Here is a 20089-nt window from a genome sequence, read left to right on the forward strand (position 1 = left end):
TTTTAAATTAGGGTGGATTTGTTGTAATGTTTATCGCTTGACTAAAATCAGGTAGCATTGATTGTAGCTGTTTTGCCAGCGAGTAAAGCAGCAAATCATTGTTTTGAGCAGATCCAATTTGTATTGAAATTGGGAGGTGATTGTGAAACATAACTGGAATTGTCATAGCAGGTAAGCCCGCTTGATTAAACAAAGAGGTAAATGGAGAGAACTCAAGATTTCTTTGTAAGTAGTTCTCAAATTCATCGTTTGTTGTTAACTCTCCGATTAATAAAGGAAGTTTAGCTAAAGCAGGGGTTAGAATTATATCTGCTTCACCCAATAACTGATGTAATGGACGTAATAATTGATATAGTTTTCTTTTAGCAATGAGATATTCAAATGCAGAAATGGTTTGTCCTTTGTGATAAAAATCCCAGGTTATAGGCTCAAGTTCGTCAAGAGTGACTTTTCTTTTTAACTGTATTTCCTGGATTTTTATTGTTGTAAAAGTATCCACTGCTATTAAAGTAAGGGCGCACTCCCCAATCGTTTTAATGTCCAACGCTAAATTTCGTATTTGAACCTTGTGCCCTAATTTATTTAATAATTCTTCGACTTGATGCATAGCAACAAGATATGGGGAATCTATTGGTACTGGAGAAAAAACTCCCTCTAATCGAATGATATTTAATTCTTTCCAAGGCGAAGTCAATGTCAACTTTGGATGGATTATTAACTCATGAAATAATGCCTCGGAATCCCTGAGTGAACGAGTTAAGACAAAGTTTACTGCCATACCAGACCAAAGCTCATTAGTTAATGGACCTGATGGAGTGAGTCCATTGGTTGGTTTAAAACCTATTAATCCACAACATGAGGCTGGGATTCTGATAGAACCGCCACCATCACTTGCCGTTGCTACAGGAGCAATACCTGTTAAAACTGCTGCAGCTGAGCCACCAGAAGATCCTCCGCAAGTTCGATTGAGATCATAGGGATTACGACAAGGCCCATGTAAAACGGATTCAGTAACGTAAGAAAGGCCTAATTCCGGCGTATTTGTTTTTGCAAAAGGTATAAAGCCTAAAGAAATAAGCTTCCTCACTAAATCACTAGTAAATATATCAATATTCATCGCAAAAAAACGCGATCCTTCCGAACCGTGAACGCCAGTAATATGATGCCCTAAATCTTTAACTAATAAAGGAACTCCATAATAAGGTTCGTCTCCACGGAGATTTTCGAGGCATTTTATTGCAAAGTCAGGACAACTTAAAACAATAGCATTAAGTAGCGGATTAACCTCATTAACTCTGGTTAATGCACAATCAAGAACTTCACGAGCACTTACGCTCTTATTTTTAATGAGTTGGGCAAGTTCATGTATATCATAGCGAATATATTCGTTTACTAACATTAAATTACCTAATAATTTAGATGCTCAGGAACAATACATATTGTTCCTGATTATCTGTTTTATTTAATCATCATCATGGCAGCTTTTGAATTGTTCTGCCATTTTATCTTCCATTTTTTTTACTTTATTTTGTAACTCTGTCTTTTGTTGCGGATTAAGGACAGAATAGATTTGATTTTGAGCGGTAACTTTTGCTTTCATCATGTCCCCAACAAGTTTTGTCTTTTTGTCAATCAAGCCATCTACTGTTGCTTGATCCATATTAGCTGATTGAGCTTGTTGTTGCAGTTGTTGATCCAAATCCTTCATTTGGCTTGCATCGTTTTTTATTGTTGAGGCTAGTTGTTCTAAGATGGGTTTGATTTTAGATTTTTGGTTATCATCAAGTTTTAAAGAGCTAACCATATGTTTCAACCCTTCACCACAACCACATGAGTGAGCTAAAACAACGGGACTAAGCGCTAATGTGCATGCGAATAAAACTGTTTGAGCGATTTTCTTATACATTTTATCTCCATCCTTAGTGAGTTAAATCATAGAATAGTATAGATGATTTCGTTGAAAATAGGATTGAATTCAATATAATTTTTGTAACTCAGTTCATTTTTAAACGAATTAAAAATTATGACAATGAAAAAGAAGACAGCCACAATCTTTAAGAAATTAGAGTTCTGACTCATGGCGCCATATCCCATCCCAAACTTCAGGTGATTTTTTTATTAATATGTGACAACGTTCTATATAAAGTGCTGCCAATTGATCTCCGGGATAGGCTGGAGTAAGTTTTGCAAATAACTTAAGGCTTTCATCCCAATTACCTTTTTGGTAATGATGGAAAGCATGTTCAAATTCAACTTTATGTTGATTTAGATGTTGATGATTTTGAGAAGTAATAAGCTCATAAATGGTGGTGCTCTCCCGTTTTCCTCGAACGGCCACTTCATCAAGCATACGAAAAGAAAAGTGGTTTTTGGCTTCATCGTAAATGGGTTTACTGACTATAATCTGAGTGTTATAAGCCTTATTAATGGCTTCAAGTCGGCTTGTTAAATTCACTGAATCTCCTAAAGCCGTAAAGCTAAGTCGTTCTTCTGAACCAACATTACCAACAATAGCTTTACCTGTATGGATTCCAATTCTCAAAATAAGCTCGGGGAGGTCTTCTTTTTGATTTTTAATATTAAATTGCCTAACTTGTTCCATCATACTCACAGCAGTTTGGCAGGCATGAAATATGTGAAGTTCATCAGGCAGAGGAGTATTCCAAAGCGCCATAATTGCATCGCCTATATATTTATCTAGTATTCCTTGATGAATAAGAACAGTATCTGTCATCAACTGAAAGTACCTTGAGAGATAATTCATTAGCTGTTTGGGAGGAGTCGCTTCAGCGAGCTTTGTGAAATCTTTTATATCAGAAAATAGAATAGTGATGTTTTGATATTCTCCACCAACCTTAGCAATTTTTCCGCTTTGTAGTAATTTTTTAACTAATGAGCTTGGAACATAGCGTTGAAATGAGGCAAGACTCAACCGCATATTTGAAAGACTTCTATCCATGTAGCTAATTTCTTTGATCATCGTTTTAAGTAGAGGTTTTGGTTCAAGATTTAATTGTGTTATTTCTTGAGCCTCTTTTGATAGTTTAATAATCGGACGTGATATTTTTTGCGAAACAAAACGAGCAATCAGAACACCTAAAATAAGTATAAAGACAGTCAAGAATAATATTCTGAGACTTAAATTTCTTAGTGGAGCTAAAACATCGCTAGCGGGCACAATAATCGTAATATGCCAAATTTTTTCAGAATTTGCGTTAAAAATAGGTTGGTTCACTAAAAAGAATTGCTTACTATTAAATTCATAGAATGTCACTGGAATTTGCTGGCTATCCGATTCAAGTTTAGCAAGTGGGATTGGGATTTTAAATCGAAGATCTTTTGGGGTTAACTTTTTTCCACGAATATCTAAAAGCTGTTGGGGATTTCGATAAGCTATAACTTGATTTTTTTCATTGGTTATATAAATAATTGAGTTTGGCGTAACTTGCAATTTATTGATGAATTTTTGCATACTATTAACTGCAATATCCATTCCCAATACACCTTCCAGTTTGTGATGCTCGCCGTAAATGGGAATTGTTGCAGTAATTCCGTATGTAATATCAGTGCTTTTAGTGAATGAATGAAATTTGTAGACATTAGTCCAGACTAGTTTCTGCGCTTTAACTGCATCTTGATACCATGGGCGGGTTCTAGGATCATAATTTATGTCTAGTGTTGTCTTTTTTAGAAATTGTCCTTGATAATTGTATTCATTGCGGGTTTTATAAGGAGGTTTTGTTGAGTTAGTAATAATGTCTATCGCTATTATTCCCGGATCCTGGCGATCTACCCCATAAACATCTCCCGTTATTGTTGCATAGTAAGCTGCTGAAATTCCTGGATTTTTACGAACAGTATTAAAAATAAAGGATTCAAATTCATCTCGATCATCAATAATCCCATTAGTTAGCATGTATTGAATTTGAATAAGATCGTGATTAAGCGGGAGTAAATACTCGGAAATATGCGATTTAATTATTTCAGAGGTTTGCTCAATTGAGCTATGGGCACTGGAACTAAGGATTTTATTTAGTCCAATGTAATTAATACTAATAATAGATGCACCAACAAGGCTTAACAAAACCACAAACAAGGTAATAATGCATAGATAAATACTCACTTTAATGTGATGAGTCATAATGCTTTTTAGCCTTTTGTATTTTTAATTATTTCTTTTCTATAAGTATATACGTTTTAAAATTAATTTTAGGTCGAATTGAATTTTATACATACTATGGTTCAAAAGGATTGCATTCTACCTATCACGAATATGCGAGTAGGGGTTGTTCTTGTCGGGTTTAGCAGATATTAAGTATTTCTACCTAAGACCCTGCATAATTGGCCGAAAAATTACATCCAGGAAATTCTTTTAATAAAATAGACCATGAATGTTGTTCTTAAATAAGCGATAACAACATTCATTTTAGTAATATGGCAAACTTAAGCTTCTTCAGCTCCGACGGTTACATTGCCTGTAGTATAAGAATGTGCGCCGGTACCAGCCAGTCTACCATTATTAACAATAAGGTACACATCACGAATAGGGCGGCCGTCAAACCAACACTCTAAAATTTCACGAGTTCCTGCTGCATAACGAGCTTGTGCAGATAATGATGTACCAGAAATATGCGGTGTCATACCATGATGAGCCATAGTCCTCCACGGATGATCTTTGGGAGCTGGTTGTGGAAACCAAACATCGCCTGCATAGCCCGCTAGTTGCCCATTTTCACAAGCATTTACAATTGCATCTTGATTACAAATCTTACCTCGTGCTGTATTGATAAGATAGGTACCACGTTTCATTTTACGCAGTAGTTGTTCATCAAACAGATTTTCTGTTTCAGGAGTCAACGGACAATTAATGGTAATTACATCGCAGACTTGTACCAATGATTCAACACTCTCATGAAAAATTAAACCTAATTCCTTTTCAATTTTTTCAGGTAAACGATGGCGATCTGTATAATGTAATTTGACGTCAAAAGGTTTTAAACGTTTCATGACTGCTAAACCAATGCGCCCACATGCAACTGAACCTACTGTCATACCCTCAAGGTCATAAGACCGTTCGATACAATCCGCGATATTCCACCCTTTTTTTACAACACAATCATAGGAAGGTAAATAATTGCGCACCAAGGAGAGAGTCATCATAACCACATGTTCGGCAACACTGATGCTGTTTGAATAGGTAACTTCGGCAACTGTAATATTATTTTCCATTGCAGCGTGCAAGTCTACATGATCAGAACCTATTCCTGCAGTAATTACTAACTTTAGTTTTTTAGCTTTAGCAATTCGTTTAGAAGTTAAGTAGGCTGGCCAAAAAGGTTGTGAAATAACGATATCTGCATCAGGCAATTCCTTTTCGAAAATTGAGTCTGGGCCTTCTTTATCTGAAGTTACTATAAATTGATGTCCCTGAGATTCAAGAAATTGACGCAGTCCTAACTCACCTGATACTGAACCTAATAAAGTACCCGGTTTAAAATCAAGATGCCTCGGGGTAGGGATACTTTGTCCATCTGGATATTTCTCAATTATAGGTAGGTCGTTACGTGCATAGTTTTTTGGGTAACCAAGAATTGGATCATCATAAAGAACACACAGAATTTTAGCCATAATTTTTCCTTAAATTAAATGGTTAAATGAGTATAAATAGCTTTAAAAACTTACTAAAGATCAGCCGAAAAAAATGGAACCAATAATGTAACATCATTATTCTTGGTATGCGAAAGATTTCTTATGTTTGATTTCAAATTGCATTATACTCATAAGCCATACAAAATTTATTGATTATAAAAGGCTGCTGCTATGGATAGGGCTATTCGGTTTATTCTTTTAATAGTATTTTTTCTATCTTGTGTTGCTAAAGCAGGAAATGTTGATTTTACTCCTAAAAACACTTCATTTTCTTTAGAAGAAACAACCATTAGCCTGGTTCATGCTGCAATAAAAAATCATGAGTTAACATGTGAACAATTAATTAATCTCTATCTTGAACGCATTAAAAAATACAATTTGAGTGCGGGAGAATTTGCACCGATTAATGCTTTTGTAGAAATAAATCAAAATGTAATCTGGCAAGCAAGAAGACTCGATAAAATATATTCAAAGACACAAAAACTTATGGGGACATTGCATTGTATTCCAATCATATTAAAGGACAATATTAATACATATGATGCAACAACAAGTTCTGGATCCCTTGCATTATTAGGCAACCAGCCTAGCCACGACGCCTTTTTAGTCACTCAGTTAAGAAAAGCAGGGGCAATTATTTTGGGGAAAGCAGGGATGGATGAGTTGGCTGCAGGTATGTTTGGTATCAGCAGTAGAACAGGGCGTATTGGTAATGTGTATGATACAAAAAAAAATCCAGGAGGTTCAAGCGGAGGATCTGCTGCTGCAATCAGCGCTAACTTCGCAGTGATTGGAATTGGTACAGATAATAGTGGTTCTGTCAGGATTCCTGCAGCATTTAATGGCATTTACGGTTTACGGCCAAGTACGGGTTTAATAAGCCAAAGCGGGATTTTTCCTTCTGGCAATTTGGATGGTACAGCAGGGCCTTTAACCCGGACAGTCCAAGATCTTGCACATGTTTTAGATGTTATCGCCAAGGTAAATCCAGAGGATATGAAAACCGCCACTGTTCCAAGAGAAAAAACTTATACCGTTTATTTAAATGAAGATGGATTAATTGGAAAGCGTATCGGAATTGTGCATAAAGTTGGAGCTAGAAATGTCTTTAAAGAGATGCCTGATGACATATTAAAAATATTTCAACAAGCATTAGTCACCTTCAAAAAATCAGGAGCTACCATCATTAGTGAAGTGGACTTACCTGAATTTAACACAGATCGTTCTTCTAATATGGCGGGAATGAGGGAAGATGTGGATCGTTATTTAAGTTCATCTCCCTCAGTACGTAAGAACTTCCAGGATTTATGTGCTTCAAATAGAATAAGAGTTTTCGGTGAAGTTCCAGAATGCATTAAATTTTTTACATCAATGCCGATTAAATATGGGTCAAAATATGAAAGTGCATTAAAATTATTTGCAAAAAATAGAACCTATGTTGAAGAGCTGATGAAACAAGAAAAACTTGATGCTCTATTAATTCCCATAAGCACTGTAGGCATTGCGACTTATGATCCTTATGAGGTGAATACCTGGCTTGCACCTGTTGCTTCTAATTCCAGCCTGCCTTCAATTACTATTAATTTTGGATACCACAATCAAATGCCTGTTGGAGTGGAATTAATTGGAACACAGTTCAGTGAGGGAAAACTCATCGAAATGGCTTATGCATATGAAAATAAATCGCAGCCAAGAATAAAACCAAAGATGCCACTAGAAAATAAGAAATTACAAAAATTGGATATACCTGCTTACAATAATTTAATAACCAATATAGGTTATAAAACTTATATGGGTGTGTTAATAAATAACGTAGGTAATCAACCTAAAAAACTCCAAGCAAAGCAATTTAGAACTATAGTAAACAAAGAAATAAGTAGTTTGACCGAAACTCATCTAAACAATTAGGTAGATAAGGTGCAAGAAAATATACAATGCGAAAACAAGATTGAGTTTGTAAATACACTACGTGGGATTGCGGCTTTATTTGTTGTCCTCTCCCATTATTTCAGCACTTTTTGGTACAAAAGAGATACAATAGCGCATTTAATTAACGCACCCATGCTTGATCCTCAAAACTTTAATTCGCCGATTTATATATTATGGCTTAATAAATTTTCTTTGTTTGATTGGGGTTCTTACGGGGTAGGCTTATTTTTCCTGATAAGTGGTTTTGTTATTCCTTTTTCATTACAAAGAACAAGTATGCTCGGGTTTTTAGGGAGTCGCTTTTTGCGGATTATCCCGACTTATGTTTTTGGATTTAGTATCAGCCTAGTAGCCCTTATTTTAGGAACCAAATATTTTTTAATTTCCTGGCCTTATTCCCAACAAGAAATAGTCATTCACTATTTTCCAGGAATCCGAGACATACTTGAATCAAAAAATATAGATTCAATTATATGGACCTTGGAAATTGAAATGAAATTTTATTTACTCGTAGCCTTATTGGGATTTTGGTTTCGTAACTACTCAATAAAAGTATTCTTTATACCCATAATGTTCTTTCTTTTGAACTGTTACCTATCTTATATGCTGCCCGAATGGTCAATAAGTAATTTCAATGCATTTATTTGGAGTAGAATTTTTATTTTACCCTCCCAATACATTATTTTTATGTTTCTTGGCGTTGTATTTCACTATCTCTACTGCCATAAACTTGAACCTGATCACGGATATTTTACAACAGGGTTTTTATTTCTTTTATTTTGTATTACCTGGTGGGCTGGTCCTTATGCAGAAAGTTTGATTTTAGCGTGGAGCTATGCCTTAGCATTACTAACCTTTATGTTTGCTTATACTTTTCCACATTTTTTTAAGACAAATCGATTAGTTAAATTTTTAGCAGATATTAGTTACCCCTTGTATATTATTCATTGTATTGGCGGCTATGTATTTCTTCGCATTTTATTAGATAAAGGGTTTAATACTGGTGTATCATTAATTTTAGTTAGTGCAGTTGCCATCATAGTTTCCTGGTTAGTTCATCTCTTTATTGAAAAACCTTCTCAAATATTGGGTAGAAAATTTGCAGCAAAACGTAACTTAAACGCAAGAATATTTAATTTATTTACAAGTAAAAAAGCAAAACCATTCAAGTTAAATCAATTTCAATAAAAGCAGGATGTAATGATGCACGCTTATGAAACAATTTTAAGCAAGCAAGAGAAAAAATGGATTTTGGAACGTAGAGTGACAAGACTCTCTGATAATAAAGAGGTACAAATCTATCCCATGGGGGCTGAGCGTTATTTCTCATCGGCTTTAGCGGGGAATCAAAAGTATCGATACAATATTCGCTCTGATATAGAGGGAAAAAATATTTTAGTGATCCCTGGTCATGGCAACAGTAGTTTTTTAATGGCTCTGGCTGGAGCAAAATCTGTGACCGCTTATGATAAAGATCCAGTAACAATTGCATGGATGAAGGCATTTAAAAAATATTATCATTATAGGGAATATACGGTTCAAGGCACGCCTCTGGCCTCAATTGGTGAATTGTTTACCTCACTTACGTATTGGTATCCTACCCTAGTCAATATACCCGGGGTGAAATTAATTCAATTTTTATTTTGGATTCTCCATCCAAACTCCCTAAGACGAGCCTATATTCATTACATGGTAACATTAGTTCAAAAGGCCATCCAAATGAAAACACAAGAAGACTTTGAACTTGATAAAAAAATTCAATTTCATGTGGGTACAATAGATGATATTTCCACAATCCATGAAAAGCAGTATTTTCATACCGCATTTATTCCCTACCTTTTAGGAGTAGAAAACGGTATAGAAAAAGAAAAAGAGATAGTACATTTTATGAATAAACTTATGAAAATAATTCCTAATGGACGCATTATAGTAAGTCCGTCTAAAAATGTTAAAGATTTTTATATCCTTGGCAAACGTTATTTTGTGACGACAGGTTATAAAAATCTTTATGATATTCCTGATCTTAAAGCATATCTTTTGGAGAATGATGAGTATTGGTTGCGTAACCAAGGTCTCGCCATATTTGGTAGAAAGTAAAACCGATGTATCCGGATTATCCTTTGTTATTTAGATTTGCTTTATAGTTATAATCATGTTATTTAACTTTAAAATGGAGTTTTAAGGGAGAATTTTTCATGGAATACAAAACGCTAGGTAATACTGGATTACTCGTTTCGCGACTTTGTTTAGGCACCATGACCTTTGGGGGAAGAGGGTTTTGGGAAGCAATCGGCTCAGTAGGACAAGCAAATGCTGATGAAATTGTAAGGACATCTTATGAGGCTGGAATCAATTTTTTTGATACTGCTGATGTTTATTCCGAAGGTGAAAGTGAATCTGTTCTTGGTCAGGCACTGAAAAATCTTCACATCGCCAGAAAGGATGTAGTGATTGCAACCAAAGTATATGGCAGGGTTGGTCCGGGCTACAATGATATTGGGGCTTCTAGAAAGCATATTATGGATGCAGTGGATGCAAGTCTTCGCCGTTTAAATACAGATTATATTGATTTATACCAAATTCATGGAAATGATCCCATAACGCCCATAGATGAAACATTGCGAGCATTAGACACATTAGTACAACAGGGAAAAGTACGCTATATAGGTTGTTCCAATTGGCCAGCATGGAAAATTGCCAAAGCCTTAGGAGTTTCTCAACTTAAAAATCTCGTTCATTTTGATACATTACAAGCATATTATTCCCTTGCTGGTCGCGATCTTGAGCGAGAAATTATCCCCTTACTGGAAGAGGATAAAATGGGCTTACTTGTTTGGAGCCCTTTAGCTGGCGGCTTGCTTTCAGGTAAATTTAACCGTGATAATCAAAAACCAGAAAATTCCCGGCGCTCAAATTTTGATTTCCCTATTGTAGACAAGGAGAGGGTTTGGCGAGTTCTCGAAGTGATTGAGCCTATTGCACGGCATCATAATTGCAGTTCTGCTCGTGTATCGTTAGCTTGGTTGCTCACAAAACCAGCTGTAACTTCTGTGATCATTGGTGCCAAGCGTATTGATCAGTTACAAGATAATCTTTCAGCGGTAAGGCTTAAGCTAAACTCGGATGAAATAAAACAGTTAAATGAGGTTAGTGCTTTACCAGCTGAATATCCTGGTTGGATGCTTCCTTTTCAAGCATTAGATAGATTAGATCCTTCTGTTCAGCGTTTAGATGCTTTAAATCAAAAATAGACATTTACAACAGCACTCATTTATAAGTGTGCCCATTGCGGCACAATATTTTTTAGGTGCATGAGGGATGGAATGTTTAAAGTACTATTGAGCATATTTATCAGTTTAATTTCATCATTGGTATTTGCAAATCATGATACTAATTCTTGCAAACCTCAAGTCGCCACTCCAATAAAGAATTGGTAAGTAGTTGCCTTTAATACAGCAGAGATTCCAACAAGCCAAGCGTTTCAAGGAAAAAATTTAATTTATTCTGTAAAAGCACATCCTCACAATAAAGTAAATCAAGTTACAATTGATTCAAATAATGGCTGAATAAAAATTAAAGCTGATGGCAAAGATAATTTCAATGTCCTTGTTAATGTCATGAATAAATGCGGTAATGCATCTACTACATTTAATGTACAAATTGATGAAGAAAATTAAAAAACATTTTTATTGATTGGATTATCAGAGCCATGCCTTAAATAATATTGAAATAAAAAGAGTATTGGGTATAGACCATAATCTATCAGATGTTTATCATACATAGCTCTAAAAAACAAATGAACTCATTAATGGTAAGAAAAAGAAGTATATTTTATAACTTAAATAACTTGTTACTGGTTTTTTTTCTTTGCTTATTAACCAGCACGGTACAATCAGGTATTGTGGTATTTCAAAGTGATTTTGGTATAAAGGATGGTGCTGTGAGTGAGGTGAAAGGGGTTATGATCACGGTCGATCCCTCACTTACTATTTCAGACTTAACACATGAAATACCAGCTTATAATATTTGGGAAGCATCCTATCGACTCTATCAAACAGCCCCGTATTGGCCAAAAGACACCGTCTTTATAAGCGTAGTTGATCCTGGAGTTGGGACCAAGCGCCGTTCTATAGTAGCTCTAACTAAGAACGGTCAATATTTTGTAACTCCTGATAATGGAACATTAACTCTTATTGACGATAAATTTGGAATTAAAGAAGTACGGGAGATAGATGAAACCAAGAATCGTTTAATCGGTTCCGGTTCCTCATATACATTTTTTGGTAGAGATGTATATGGTTACACTGCTGCAAAATTAGCTTCTGGAAAGATTTCATTTGAAGAAGTTGGCCCTAAACTTAATGAGCCTATTGTAAAAATCCCATATGAAAAAGCTTCAATCAAAAATGATAAATTACAAGGCACAATAGTAATACTTGATCCTCAATATGGAAATCTATGGACCAATATTGATCAGCAATTACTTGAAAAATATGGCGTCAAGGATGGCGCATGCTATAAAGTGAGGATCTATCAAAATCATCATAACAGATTTGTAGGTCTGGTGTTATTCCAAAATACATTTGGAGAGACTCACAAAGGTAAAGATTTACTTTATCTAAATAGCTTGCTTTATTTGGCTTTAGCAAAAAATCAAGGAAATTTTGCTCAAATTCATCATATTGGTTCAGGCCCTGATTGGACAATAACCGTTAAAAAAACAACAAAATCAAAAGCACAGTGTGATAGCGAAGGGATCTACATACAATGAGGTACCGGCCAGATATTGATGGCTTAAGAGCGGTTGCTATTTTACTGGTAATCTTTTTTCATGCAGGATTTAAATTATTTCCTTCTGGTTTTATCGGCGTTGATATTTTTTTTGTTATTTCAGGATTTCTAATCACCAGTATTATTTATGGCTCTTTGCAAAATGATCGTTTTTCGTTCGTTGATTTTTATAGTCGAAGATTATGGCGATTACAACCTATATTTATTTGCTTGATAGTAAGTACTTTTGTGCTTTCCTTGATTTTTTATTTACCTGAGGATTTGATCCAATACTCCAAAAGCGCTCGAAAAACGTCACTATTTCTTTCAAATATGTTTTTTGAACGAGCAACAAAAGGTTATTTTTCACCAAATGCAAATCAATTACCATTATTACATACTTGGTCATTATCCATAGAATGGCAATGTTATTTGATTCTGCCTATAATGCTCTTTGGTATTTATCGAACTGTTAATAAAAAGCATATTGCAAAAACAACTTATTTACTGACAGTATGTTTTTTAATTTTAACGCTATTTTTATCAACAAAAGAGCCGACAAAACACTACTATCACTTATTGAGCCGCATTTTTGAATTTTTAATCGGTTCGTCTATCGTCTTTAGGCAAAATCAATTTTCATTGAATAGGTATTTGCTGGAAAGTCTAAACATTGCTGCACTTATAAGTATATTTTATATAGCAATGAATGCAGATATTCATATTGGCTTTCCAAATGGGTATGCTGTTTTTTTGTGTTGTGCAACAAGCATACTTATCATTTCAGGGACAAGTTATCCTCAGACATTTCTAAACCGGTTCCTTTCCCTGAAACCAATAGTGTTTATAGGTTTACTTTCTTATTCATTATATATTTGGCACTGGCCGATATTTGTGATCATTCGTTATTTAAAAATTGAAGAGACACCCTTAGTTTTAATTTGTGCATTTACTTTAACTTTTATTATCGCTTATTTTTCCTGGCGATTTATTGAGAAACCGGCACGCAGGTTCCACACTATTAGATTTGGTTATAGCTTAATTTATTTATGCATACTTCCTGCTGTACTAATTCATTTAGGTGATTACGTGATCAAAAAACAGGAGGGATACCCCAAACGTTTCAATGAAATGACCCAAATTGATAAGCAATTAAAAAAGCATTCATATCCAATCAGACCCTTGTGTCTTCAAGATAAAAGCGTCGAAATAAATACTGACTGTGTTCTTGGTGCAAAAAACACCAATACAAAAACTGGTTTCATGTTTGGTGATTCTCATGCGAATCATTTATGGGGATTTATGGATACTCTTGCAAAAGAAGCGAATATATCCATTCTGGCTCATGCAACTGCGGCCTGCCTCACACTACCTGGAGTTGAGCAATATAATTGGAATAAGGAGGTTTATACTGCATGCCACGAACAAATCAAGCGTTATTACAATATGATAAAAAATAATCATTATGATTTTGTAATCTTAGGGCAAAACTGGGATGGTTATCTAGGTGGGAAACTCATCGCGAATGAATCAGTAGAGTCAACGAAACAACGAATCGAAAAAGCATTGGATGATGCCTTACAAACGATTATTACTTCCGGTGCTACACCTGTTTTACTTAAAACAATTGTAATCAATAATTCTTATAGCTGTTTTTTTTATCATATTAAACTAAGAAAGAAATACAAACCTGAAGAATGTGATTTTGCGATGCAATTAAATTGGCAGGATGATTTATTTGCACGCCTTAAAAGAAAATACTCCCAATTAATAATTATTGATCCCAAACAGGCTCAATGCCTCAACGGCCAATGTAGCGCAGACATTAATGGTATACCTATGTTTCGTGACTCCGGACATATTACCGATTACGCCTCATATCATTTAGCTAATCGTTATTTAAAACTTTATCAAAATCCATTGATATAAAAAAAATTTATTTCCTCTTGATATATGAAGTTAAAGAAATCTGAATTGAGGTAATAACTGGCCTAAAAAAAGTTGTCCAATATTTAGGAATATGTGAGTTAGCTCTTCAAGAAACTTTTGCAAAATTTTTAATTTTTCTCAACCTCTGCTTGAAAAAAATCTCAGGAGAAAAATGTTTTGTGGCCGACTGCATGCATATACCTTTTCGGCTCATTAATTACCACTAATCCAATCACCCTCAGCTTAAACGATATATCCACATAAGCAAATTAATGATCTCATTGCTTAATATTTAATTAAGATATTTTTTGTATGATGTAACCACCAAGTGAAGAGAGGGTCATTATGTTTACAAAATTACATAAATTAACAAAATTATCGAAAAACCTAAATTTAGGTGGCAATACAAGTATTGTTCGGTTCTATTCAAATTACAATTGGAAGAAATTCAATGAAAGCTCTTGCTCTATTGAATCAGTGCTTTTATCGGGAAAAAAATCATTTCCAGATATATTTCAAGATAATACTGTTGAATTTACAGCAATTAAAAATTCAATCCAGAAGCACGAAGAGCTAACAGAGATGGTGAAGGCGTTTGGACGTTATAAAGGTCTTGATGGTTCATCAATCGGTAATTTGATTGTTTTTGAAACTGAACGACGCTCATTACAAGTCACTGGGGCTCTAATTCCATTGTTAGTAAAAACTCCTCCTAAAAATAATGATTTTGGTCAATTTGTACGAGACTTCCATGGGCAATATATCATTCCATGCCTTCCCGAATCAGACATATTAATACAACGTGATAAATATTTTAATTGGGTTTGCTCCATTGTAACTAACAGCGCGACAAGAGAAGAGCATCCACAGATACATCATTATTTTAACCAGGCTAAAGCAGAACTTTTAAAACGTAGAGAAAAAGAGATCATTTCTTTATCAAATTCTGAACTAACGGAGTTAGCCGCGAGGCGCGTAGCAGATGCATTGCTTAAACAAGAGATGGATACTGTATTGTCTACTATTGCAGAAAATACAATTGAAACACTCATTGGAAAAGGTAAGTTCGAAGCATTGCCATTAGTATCGGCAATTAATGCGAATACATTTATTGGTTCTCCCGAGTTACCTTCAAACAGTTATCCAGAGCGTTTTACAGTATTGATGGCAGGGGGACCAGGTAGTGGCAAATCGATTACAACAGAAAGTTTTGCATTGCAATTGCAACAGCAAACAGGATATGCATTAGATGAACTTGCACTTCTTACTGTGGATAGAAAACGAACAATTTATTATGACGATGAATGTGTAAAGGGAACCCATAAAAAGCATATTGGTACCTTAACACATGATGAAGCTGTTGTAACTTATAATATGAGTGGAGAATTTTTATCTCGCCGCATGGATCAAAATAAAAAAGTTCCCAATGTTTTCAAAGAAATGTGTAATATCTGGCCAAGCTGGCTTGACATAGGCTTAAAAAAGGATGGAACTTATTTAATAACCGTTTCAACGCGAAAACCAGAGAAAGCAGTTGATGGTGTTATCAAAAGAGGAATTGAAAATAATGATTTTGTCACTCCTCCTGAGTATGTATTAAACTCTTATCGCAGTGTTAGTGAGCGTTTCCCACAAGTTATCCAAGAAAACCAGTCAAAAAAAGTAATTATCAGTGTTGTAAATAACGAATTAGCGATTGAGAAAAAATTCAGCAAAGAACAAAATCAGGAGGTTGATGATAATAAGCCTGCTGTTGTCGTAGACTGTGAGTCTAATACAATTTATATAGTCAATTTATTGCAATACATGGATTTCATTAATCAAAGTCAACTTAATAGCAAAGCAACCAGCGTTCAAGAACTCTACGAGAATGCTGATCTTTCAATTGCTGCCAGTATGAAAAGAGTACTTGATCCAAGTAAATTTGGTTCCTCTAAACTCGCTTTTGTTCGTTCTGATATTAAATCAACAGCAATTAATGAGCTAGAGAAAAACATAGTGGCTGTTGTTCAAGAGGGTGAACTTAACGTTTTGGATAAAGAACACTTCGATGCATTAAAGTTAACTGCCCCTGAACATTTTGAAGAGTTAGAGGCTTTAGCCCAAAAAAAATCACAAAGCTTCTGCACAATACTCTAATAAAAATAACCAGGGACGGTTTATTATTTTATTAACATTGGGCCTGGAGCATCAGAGGATGAAGTATTTTCAAGCTCCTTTACTATAGTTTGAACAGATTTGCTAAGTTGTTGTCCTTGTTCGCTTTTTTTAGCTAAAGACCAATCCATTTGTTTAAAAAAATTAGCGGTAGCAGGGGGATTCTTAATCGCTTTGCTGAGGATATTAGGGGTGATAAACCTTTTAAATAACATCATGTACAATTCCTTTTCAAAAATTAAGATACATCAATAATAAATTTTTATAAATAAAATGCAAGTCTTAAATGTTAGGGAAGTGTCAAGAATATGTATTACTTCTTCTTATCTGAGTTTAATTCGTTGCTATTGGGTATTGGGTTTTTATCCAATTCTCTGGCGATTGTTTTTGTGCTTTCGCTGAGTGTTTCTGTTCGTTTTTTATCAGTAGTTACATTCCAGTCTATCGATTTACTAAAACCCTTTCGTATTTTTTCGGACATTTTGAAACTCCAAAAAATATTTTTGATCAAATAAAATACTATATATAAATATTAGCAAAATATTGAATTAGCGTCCGTTGATTCCATGGTAAAATTCTTTTCTATAATACAATGTAAATAATTTGTCTTACAGTTACTAAGGCGTGTTAATAGGCCTTAGTATTTGTCTCCAAAATAGGTTTTATATAATTTGAGATAGTCACCATTTTTTTCAATGGATTGTAGTTCCTTATTGATCTTATCAATTAACGCCTGTTCTTCAGGTAAAGCTACAATAGCCATTCCGTTTCCAACTTCTCTGGGTTGACCTAGTACCCTAATGTTCGTCAAACCATTATTTTGCCAATAATTTGCGTAAAATTCACGAACAAATGCTGCCGATAAAGTACCATTCTCTAAATCATTAATCAAAGTATCAGGCGAGTCATATTTTTTAATTTGTAATTGATTCTGAAAATTGGTTTGTAAATAATCGACAAAAACTTCTCCATTGAGATCATTTGCGGCACCTACAATCTTCCCATTAAGATCTGTTTCTTGTTTCAGGTTACTTTGGGCGGGTACAATAAAGACAGCTCGAACAGGCAAATAAGGCAGGCTAAATATATAGTTTCCCTGACTATGAGGAGGGATCATTATACCCGCCATTACAAGATTAACCTTTCGATTTTCTAAAGCTTTGAATAATTCGCTGTCCTTCATTTGAACGAATGAACACTTTATTTTTATTTTTTGACAAAGGTAATTCATTAATTCAATATCAAATCCCTGATTTTTATTAATAATAAATGGAGGAAAATAATGTACAGTTCCTATTTTGATCTCAGCATGAACGGATGAAATTCCAAGAATAAAGAATAAGAGATACGAAATAAAACGCATACAAGTTCCATTTTTTATTAAATTAATAGTTACAATTTATTTTAGCAGTAATTAAATTTCCTGTACATTTCATAACTTATAAAGATTTAGCCAACTTTATTCATTGGAGACCCTCATGGATTTTAAAAAGAAAAAAGTTATTGTTACGGGAGCAAATCGCAGCATAGGCCAAAGGATAGCTATAGCTTTCGCAGAACAGGGAGCAGATGTGGTTATTAGTTATCATAGTGACTCTGCAGGCGCCGAGAAAACTCTTAAAGCTATCACAAAAACCGGAGCAAGAGCTCGAGCATTTTATGCAGATTTTTCCGATATGAATCAAGTACCAATTTTTGCTGAACATGCTTTGGGTTATTTAGGATATGTAGACATATTAGTGAATAACGCTGGAATATCTTCTCGTGAAACAATTTTTGAATTACTTCCTGAAAAAATGCAGCAAGTTTTCCAGATCAATTGTATTTCTCCATTCTATTTAACCCAGCTTTGCGCCAAGAATATGATGGATAGAGAAAATAAAGGTTGTATTATAAATATTTCTTCAATTAGTGGAACTATAACCATGCCTAAAGGTATTGGGTATGGAGCCTCAAAAGCGGCATTAAATAAGTGGACGAAGCATGCTGCCCTGGATCTCGCAAAATATGGAATAAGAGTAAATACTATTGCACCTGGTGTTATTGAGGCCGGAATGAATGAGGATACCGCTACTAATAATCCAGAATTATGGAGTTATCTTCTTAGCAATATTCCCTTGCAAACACCTGGAACACCAAATGACATTGCACATATGGCTTTATTTATTGCTTCAGAAAAAGCAAGTTGGATTACAGGCAAAGTGTTTATGGTTGATGGAGGCCATGTTCTTTAGACTATTATTGCTACCAAGCGCGTTCATAGTCACAAACCCTCTAAACTAGCTACATAGCTATGTCAAACGAATGTAACAGAAGTTTTTGCCAAAGATCATAAAAAGAAAATTTACTACATCCAGAAAAATTCAGGGCGAATGGAAATTATCCATCTACTGGAGGCTAATATCCTATTCCTATCTTATAAACCTATTGAACAAGAGTGGCTAAGATCAGCAAGTTCTTTGGATGTTGAGATTAAGTCGAGTTTTTCAGTTGCAAACTTAATCCAGGCATCACCAATAAAATTTACTGTCATAATCTTAGCAGCCCAACCGGCAATTAGCATCATGTATGCTGACAACTGTCCTCCAGAAACCATTCGGTAACTATTTGCCGCTTTAAGAAATGACTTATACTCTGCAGGATTATCGATTAAATCCCCAGTTCTTTTCAGCAAATCAAACGATTCTTCAGAGGAAAGTTGTTCGCTTTCTTGTAGTTTAAAAACCAACATCACTATGTCATTACAAGCTTTTTTAAAATTAATAGGATATTCTGGATGTTGTGATAATTTTATTTCAATATTTTGTTGTTGCTGATTTAATGATGTATACACCATATCTTTCAAAATTGTTTTCATAGAGTTGTAAATGCGATGCTCTAAATGTATCTCAGTATCTGGACTACGATTTTCACCACCTAAAAACATAATCTGCCTTATAACATTTACAGCTTCAAAATGATGACGGCCAACTTTACCAAGTGGATAATTATTAAAATCATAACCCACCTCATATTTATGAGTATGAGGAAAATTATCTGATAAAAATAGGTAATCCATATCATCGCTAGTTGCATATGCATTCCAATTTTTTTTTAAGCGCAAAAAAAATTTTTCATTAAAATTATGGGCTAATTCTTGGGCTATATGAGGAAATTGACTAATGATTAATTCTAAAGGAGCTATCATTGAGTTAGCGTTATAATAAGATACTAGTTTTTTTGCTTCATGCTCAATCGATGCGAGTTTCAATTTAAAGTAAAGCTTCGATATTGGAGCATCTTTTTTATGAGATAACCTCTCTCTAGCATCACCTATATTATTCTGTGCTGCATAATATAATATCAATCGCGGCATGCAATCAATTGAGTGAATATCAATTTCTTTATAACGATTATAAATAACCTCCATTTGATCTTTCGGTAGATCACTAAAAAAAGCCAATGTTAAAAACTCTATAATATCTTTAGCTCCACCAAGATGAGATAAAGGTATTGCATCGCCAAATCCACCAAAGTTAGCCTCTTTTATATTTCCTGTAAGTCTTAGGCCCAAATTCCTTTTTGCTAATGGGACAAGATCTTGAGGGGTAAATAATGGCATAGATGCTCCAATAGATTAATTTTTACTAAAAAGATAATTAAGTACGAGAACTAT

16 protein-coding genes are annotated in these 20089 nt (G+C 34.5%); 8 read left to right on the top strand and 8 right to left on the bottom strand.

The window, feature by feature from the left end; translation table 11 throughout:
* Positions 1-7 precede the first annotated feature (7 nt).
* The 4 genes from EKG34_RS08945 to EKG34_RS08960 all read right to left on the bottom strand — a co-directional run bounded on the left by EKG34_RS08945 (position 8) and on the right by EKG34_RS08960 (position 5628).
* Positions 8-1399, bottom strand: coding sequence for an amidase (locus EKG34_RS08945; protein WP_003637125.1), 1392 nt, complete (start codon positions 1397-1399; stop codon positions 8-10).
* 63 nt (positions 1400-1462) lie between these two features.
* Positions 1463-1906 (bottom strand): Spy/CpxP family protein refolding chaperone, encoded by a 444-nt coding sequence (locus tag EKG34_RS08950; protein ID WP_003637126.1) that lies wholly within the window; start codon positions 1904-1906, stop codon positions 1463-1465.
* 156 nt (positions 1907-2062) lie between these two features.
* Positions 2063-4141, bottom strand: a complete 2079-nt coding sequence (locus EKG34_RS08955) for an adenylate/guanylate cyclase domain-containing protein (RefSeq protein ID WP_003637127.1) — start codon at positions 4139-4141, stop codon at positions 2063-2065.
* A gap of 302 nt (positions 4142-4443) precedes the next feature.
* Positions 4444-5628, bottom strand: coding sequence for an NAD-dependent formate dehydrogenase (locus EKG34_RS08960; protein WP_003637128.1), 1185 nt, complete (start codon positions 5626-5628; stop codon positions 4444-4446).
* Between the two features lie 192 nt (positions 5629-5820).
* Here EKG34_RS08960 and EKG34_RS08965 point away from each other — a divergent pair, with 192 nt between their 5' ends.
* The 7 genes from EKG34_RS08965 (at position 5821) to EKG34_RS08995 (ending at position 16416) form a co-directional block, all read left to right on the top strand.
* Entirely contained in the window at positions 5821-7557 is a 1737-nt protein-coding gene (locus EKG34_RS08965) for an amidase family protein (RefSeq protein ID WP_012979112.1), read from the top strand.
* A gap of 9 nt (positions 7558-7566) precedes the next feature.
* On the top strand, positions 7567-8766 hold the full coding sequence (locus tag EKG34_RS08970; RefSeq protein WP_003637130.1) for an acyltransferase family protein: 1200 nt from the start codon (positions 7567-7569) through the stop codon (positions 8764-8766).
* Positions 8767-8781: 15 nt separating this feature from the next.
* Positions 8782-9675, top strand: a complete 894-nt coding sequence (locus EKG34_RS08975) for a hypothetical protein (RefSeq protein WP_003637131.1) — start codon at positions 8782-8784, stop codon at positions 9673-9675.
* 98 nt (positions 9676-9773) lie between these two features.
* The gene (locus EKG34_RS08980) at positions 9774-10829 is read left to right on the top strand and encodes an aldo/keto reductase (RefSeq protein WP_003637132.1); all 1056 of its coding nucleotides are present in this window, start codon (positions 9774-9776) and stop codon (positions 10827-10829) included.
* 557 nt (positions 10830-11386) lie between these two features.
* Entirely contained in the window at positions 11387-12349 is a 963-nt protein-coding gene (locus EKG34_RS08985) for an SAM hydrolase/SAM-dependent halogenase family protein (RefSeq protein ID WP_003637134.1), read from the top strand.
* Positions 12346-14277 carry an acyltransferase family protein gene (locus EKG34_RS08990; protein ID WP_003637135.1) on the top strand — a complete coding sequence of 644 codons (1932 nt, stop codon included), beginning with the start codon at positions 12346-12348 and terminating at the stop codon, positions 14275-14277. Before EKG34_RS08985 ends, EKG34_RS08990 begins: the two co-directional genes overlap by 4 nt.
* A gap of 345 nt (positions 14278-14622) precedes the next feature.
* Positions 14623-16416 (top strand): hypothetical protein, encoded by a 1794-nt coding sequence (locus EKG34_RS08995; RefSeq protein ID WP_003637136.1) that lies wholly within the window; start codon positions 14623-14625, stop codon positions 16414-16416.
* A gap of 23 nt (positions 16417-16439) precedes the next feature.
* Here EKG34_RS08995 and EKG34_RS09000 read toward each other — a convergent pair whose 3' ends face one another.
* From EKG34_RS09000 to EKG34_RS09005, 3 genes are all read right to left on the bottom strand, one after another.
* On the bottom strand, positions 16440-16652 hold the full coding sequence (locus tag EKG34_RS09000) for a hypothetical protein (protein WP_012979109.1): 213 nt from the start codon (positions 16650-16652) through the stop codon (positions 16440-16442).
* A 95-nt stretch (positions 16653-16747) separates the two neighbouring features.
* The gene (locus EKG34_RS18210) at positions 16748-16915 is read right to left on the bottom strand and encodes a hypothetical protein (RefSeq protein ID WP_003637138.1); all 168 of its coding nucleotides are present in this window, start codon (positions 16913-16915) and stop codon (positions 16748-16750) included.
* A 156-nt stretch (positions 16916-17071) separates the two neighbouring features.
* Positions 17072-17797, bottom strand: a complete 726-nt coding sequence (locus EKG34_RS09005) for a transporter substrate-binding domain-containing protein (protein ID WP_003637139.1) — start codon at positions 17795-17797, stop codon at positions 17072-17074.
* Positions 17798-17912: 115 nt separating this feature from the next.
* Here EKG34_RS09005 and EKG34_RS09010 point away from each other — a divergent pair, with 115 nt between their 5' ends.
* Positions 17913-18668: an SDR family NAD(P)-dependent oxidoreductase gene (locus EKG34_RS09010; RefSeq protein ID WP_012979108.1), complete on the top strand. Its 756-nt coding sequence runs from the start codon at positions 17913-17915 to the stop codon at positions 18666-18668.
* A 182-nt stretch (positions 18669-18850) separates the two neighbouring features.
* Here EKG34_RS09010 and EKG34_RS09015 read toward each other — a convergent pair whose 3' ends face one another.
* Positions 18851-20035, bottom strand: coding sequence for a hypothetical protein (locus EKG34_RS09015; RefSeq protein WP_003637142.1), 1185 nt, complete (start codon positions 20033-20035; stop codon positions 18851-18853).
* Between the last annotated feature and the right edge of the window lie 54 nt (positions 20036-20089).

The sequence above is a fragment of the Legionella longbeachae genome, assembly GCF_004283175.1.
GTDB classification, from domain to species: Bacteria; Pseudomonadota; Gammaproteobacteria; order Legionellales; family Legionellaceae; genus Legionella; species Legionella longbeachae.

Bases quoted from the DNA above. Each gene is read 5' to 3' on its own strand.
- EKG34_RS08980 (WP_003637132.1), top strand. From the start codon at position 9,774: ATGGAATACAAAACGCTAGGTAATACTGGATTACTCGTTTCGCGACTT.
- EKG34_RS08975 (WP_003637131.1), top strand. From the start codon at position 8,782: ATGCACGCTTATGAAACAATTTTAAGCAAGCAAGAGAAAAAATGGATT.
- EKG34_RS08985 (WP_003637134.1), top strand. From the start codon at position 11,387: ATGGTAAGAAAAAGAAGTATATTTTATAACTTAAATAACTTGTTACTG.
- EKG34_RS08960 (WP_003637128.1), bottom strand. From the start codon at position 5,628: ATGGCTAAAATTCTGTGTGTTCTTTATGATGATCCAATTCTTGGTTAC.
- EKG34_RS08955 (WP_003637127.1), bottom strand. From the start codon at position 4,141: ATGACTCATCACATTAAAGTGAGTATTTATCTATGCATTATTACCTTG.
- EKG34_RS09010 (WP_012979108.1), top strand. From the start codon at position 17,913: ATGGATTTTAAAAAGAAAAAAGTTATTGTTACGGGAGCAAATCGCAGC.
- EKG34_RS09015 (WP_003637142.1), bottom strand. From the start codon at position 20,035: ATGCCATTATTTACCCCTCAAGATCTTGTCCCATTAGCAAAAAGGAAT.
- EKG34_RS08965 (WP_012979112.1), top strand. From the start codon at position 5,821: ATGGATAGGGCTATTCGGTTTATTCTTTTAATAGTATTTTTTCTATCT.
- EKG34_RS18210 (WP_003637138.1), bottom strand. From the start codon at position 16,915: ATGTCCGAAAAAATACGAAAGGGTTTTAGTAAATCGATAGACTGGAAT.
- EKG34_RS08990 (WP_003637135.1), top strand. From the start codon at position 12,346: ATGAGGTACCGGCCAGATATTGATGGCTTAAGAGCGGTTGCTATTTTA.
- EKG34_RS08945 (WP_003637125.1), bottom strand. From the start codon at position 1,399: ATGTTAGTAAACGAATATATTCGCTATGATATACATGAACTTGCCCAA.
- EKG34_RS08995 (WP_003637136.1), top strand. From the start codon at position 14,623: ATGTTTACAAAATTACATAAATTAACAAAATTATCGAAAAACCTAAAT.
- EKG34_RS08950 (WP_003637126.1), bottom strand. From the start codon at position 1,906: ATGTATAAGAAAATCGCTCAAACAGTTTTATTCGCATGCACATTAGCG.
- EKG34_RS09005 (WP_003637139.1), bottom strand. From the start codon at position 17,797: ATGCGTTTTATTTCGTATCTCTTATTCTTTATTCTTGGAATTTCATCC.
- EKG34_RS09000 (WP_012979109.1), bottom strand. From the start codon at position 16,652: ATGATGTTATTTAAAAGGTTTATCACCCCTAATATCCTCAGCAAAGCG.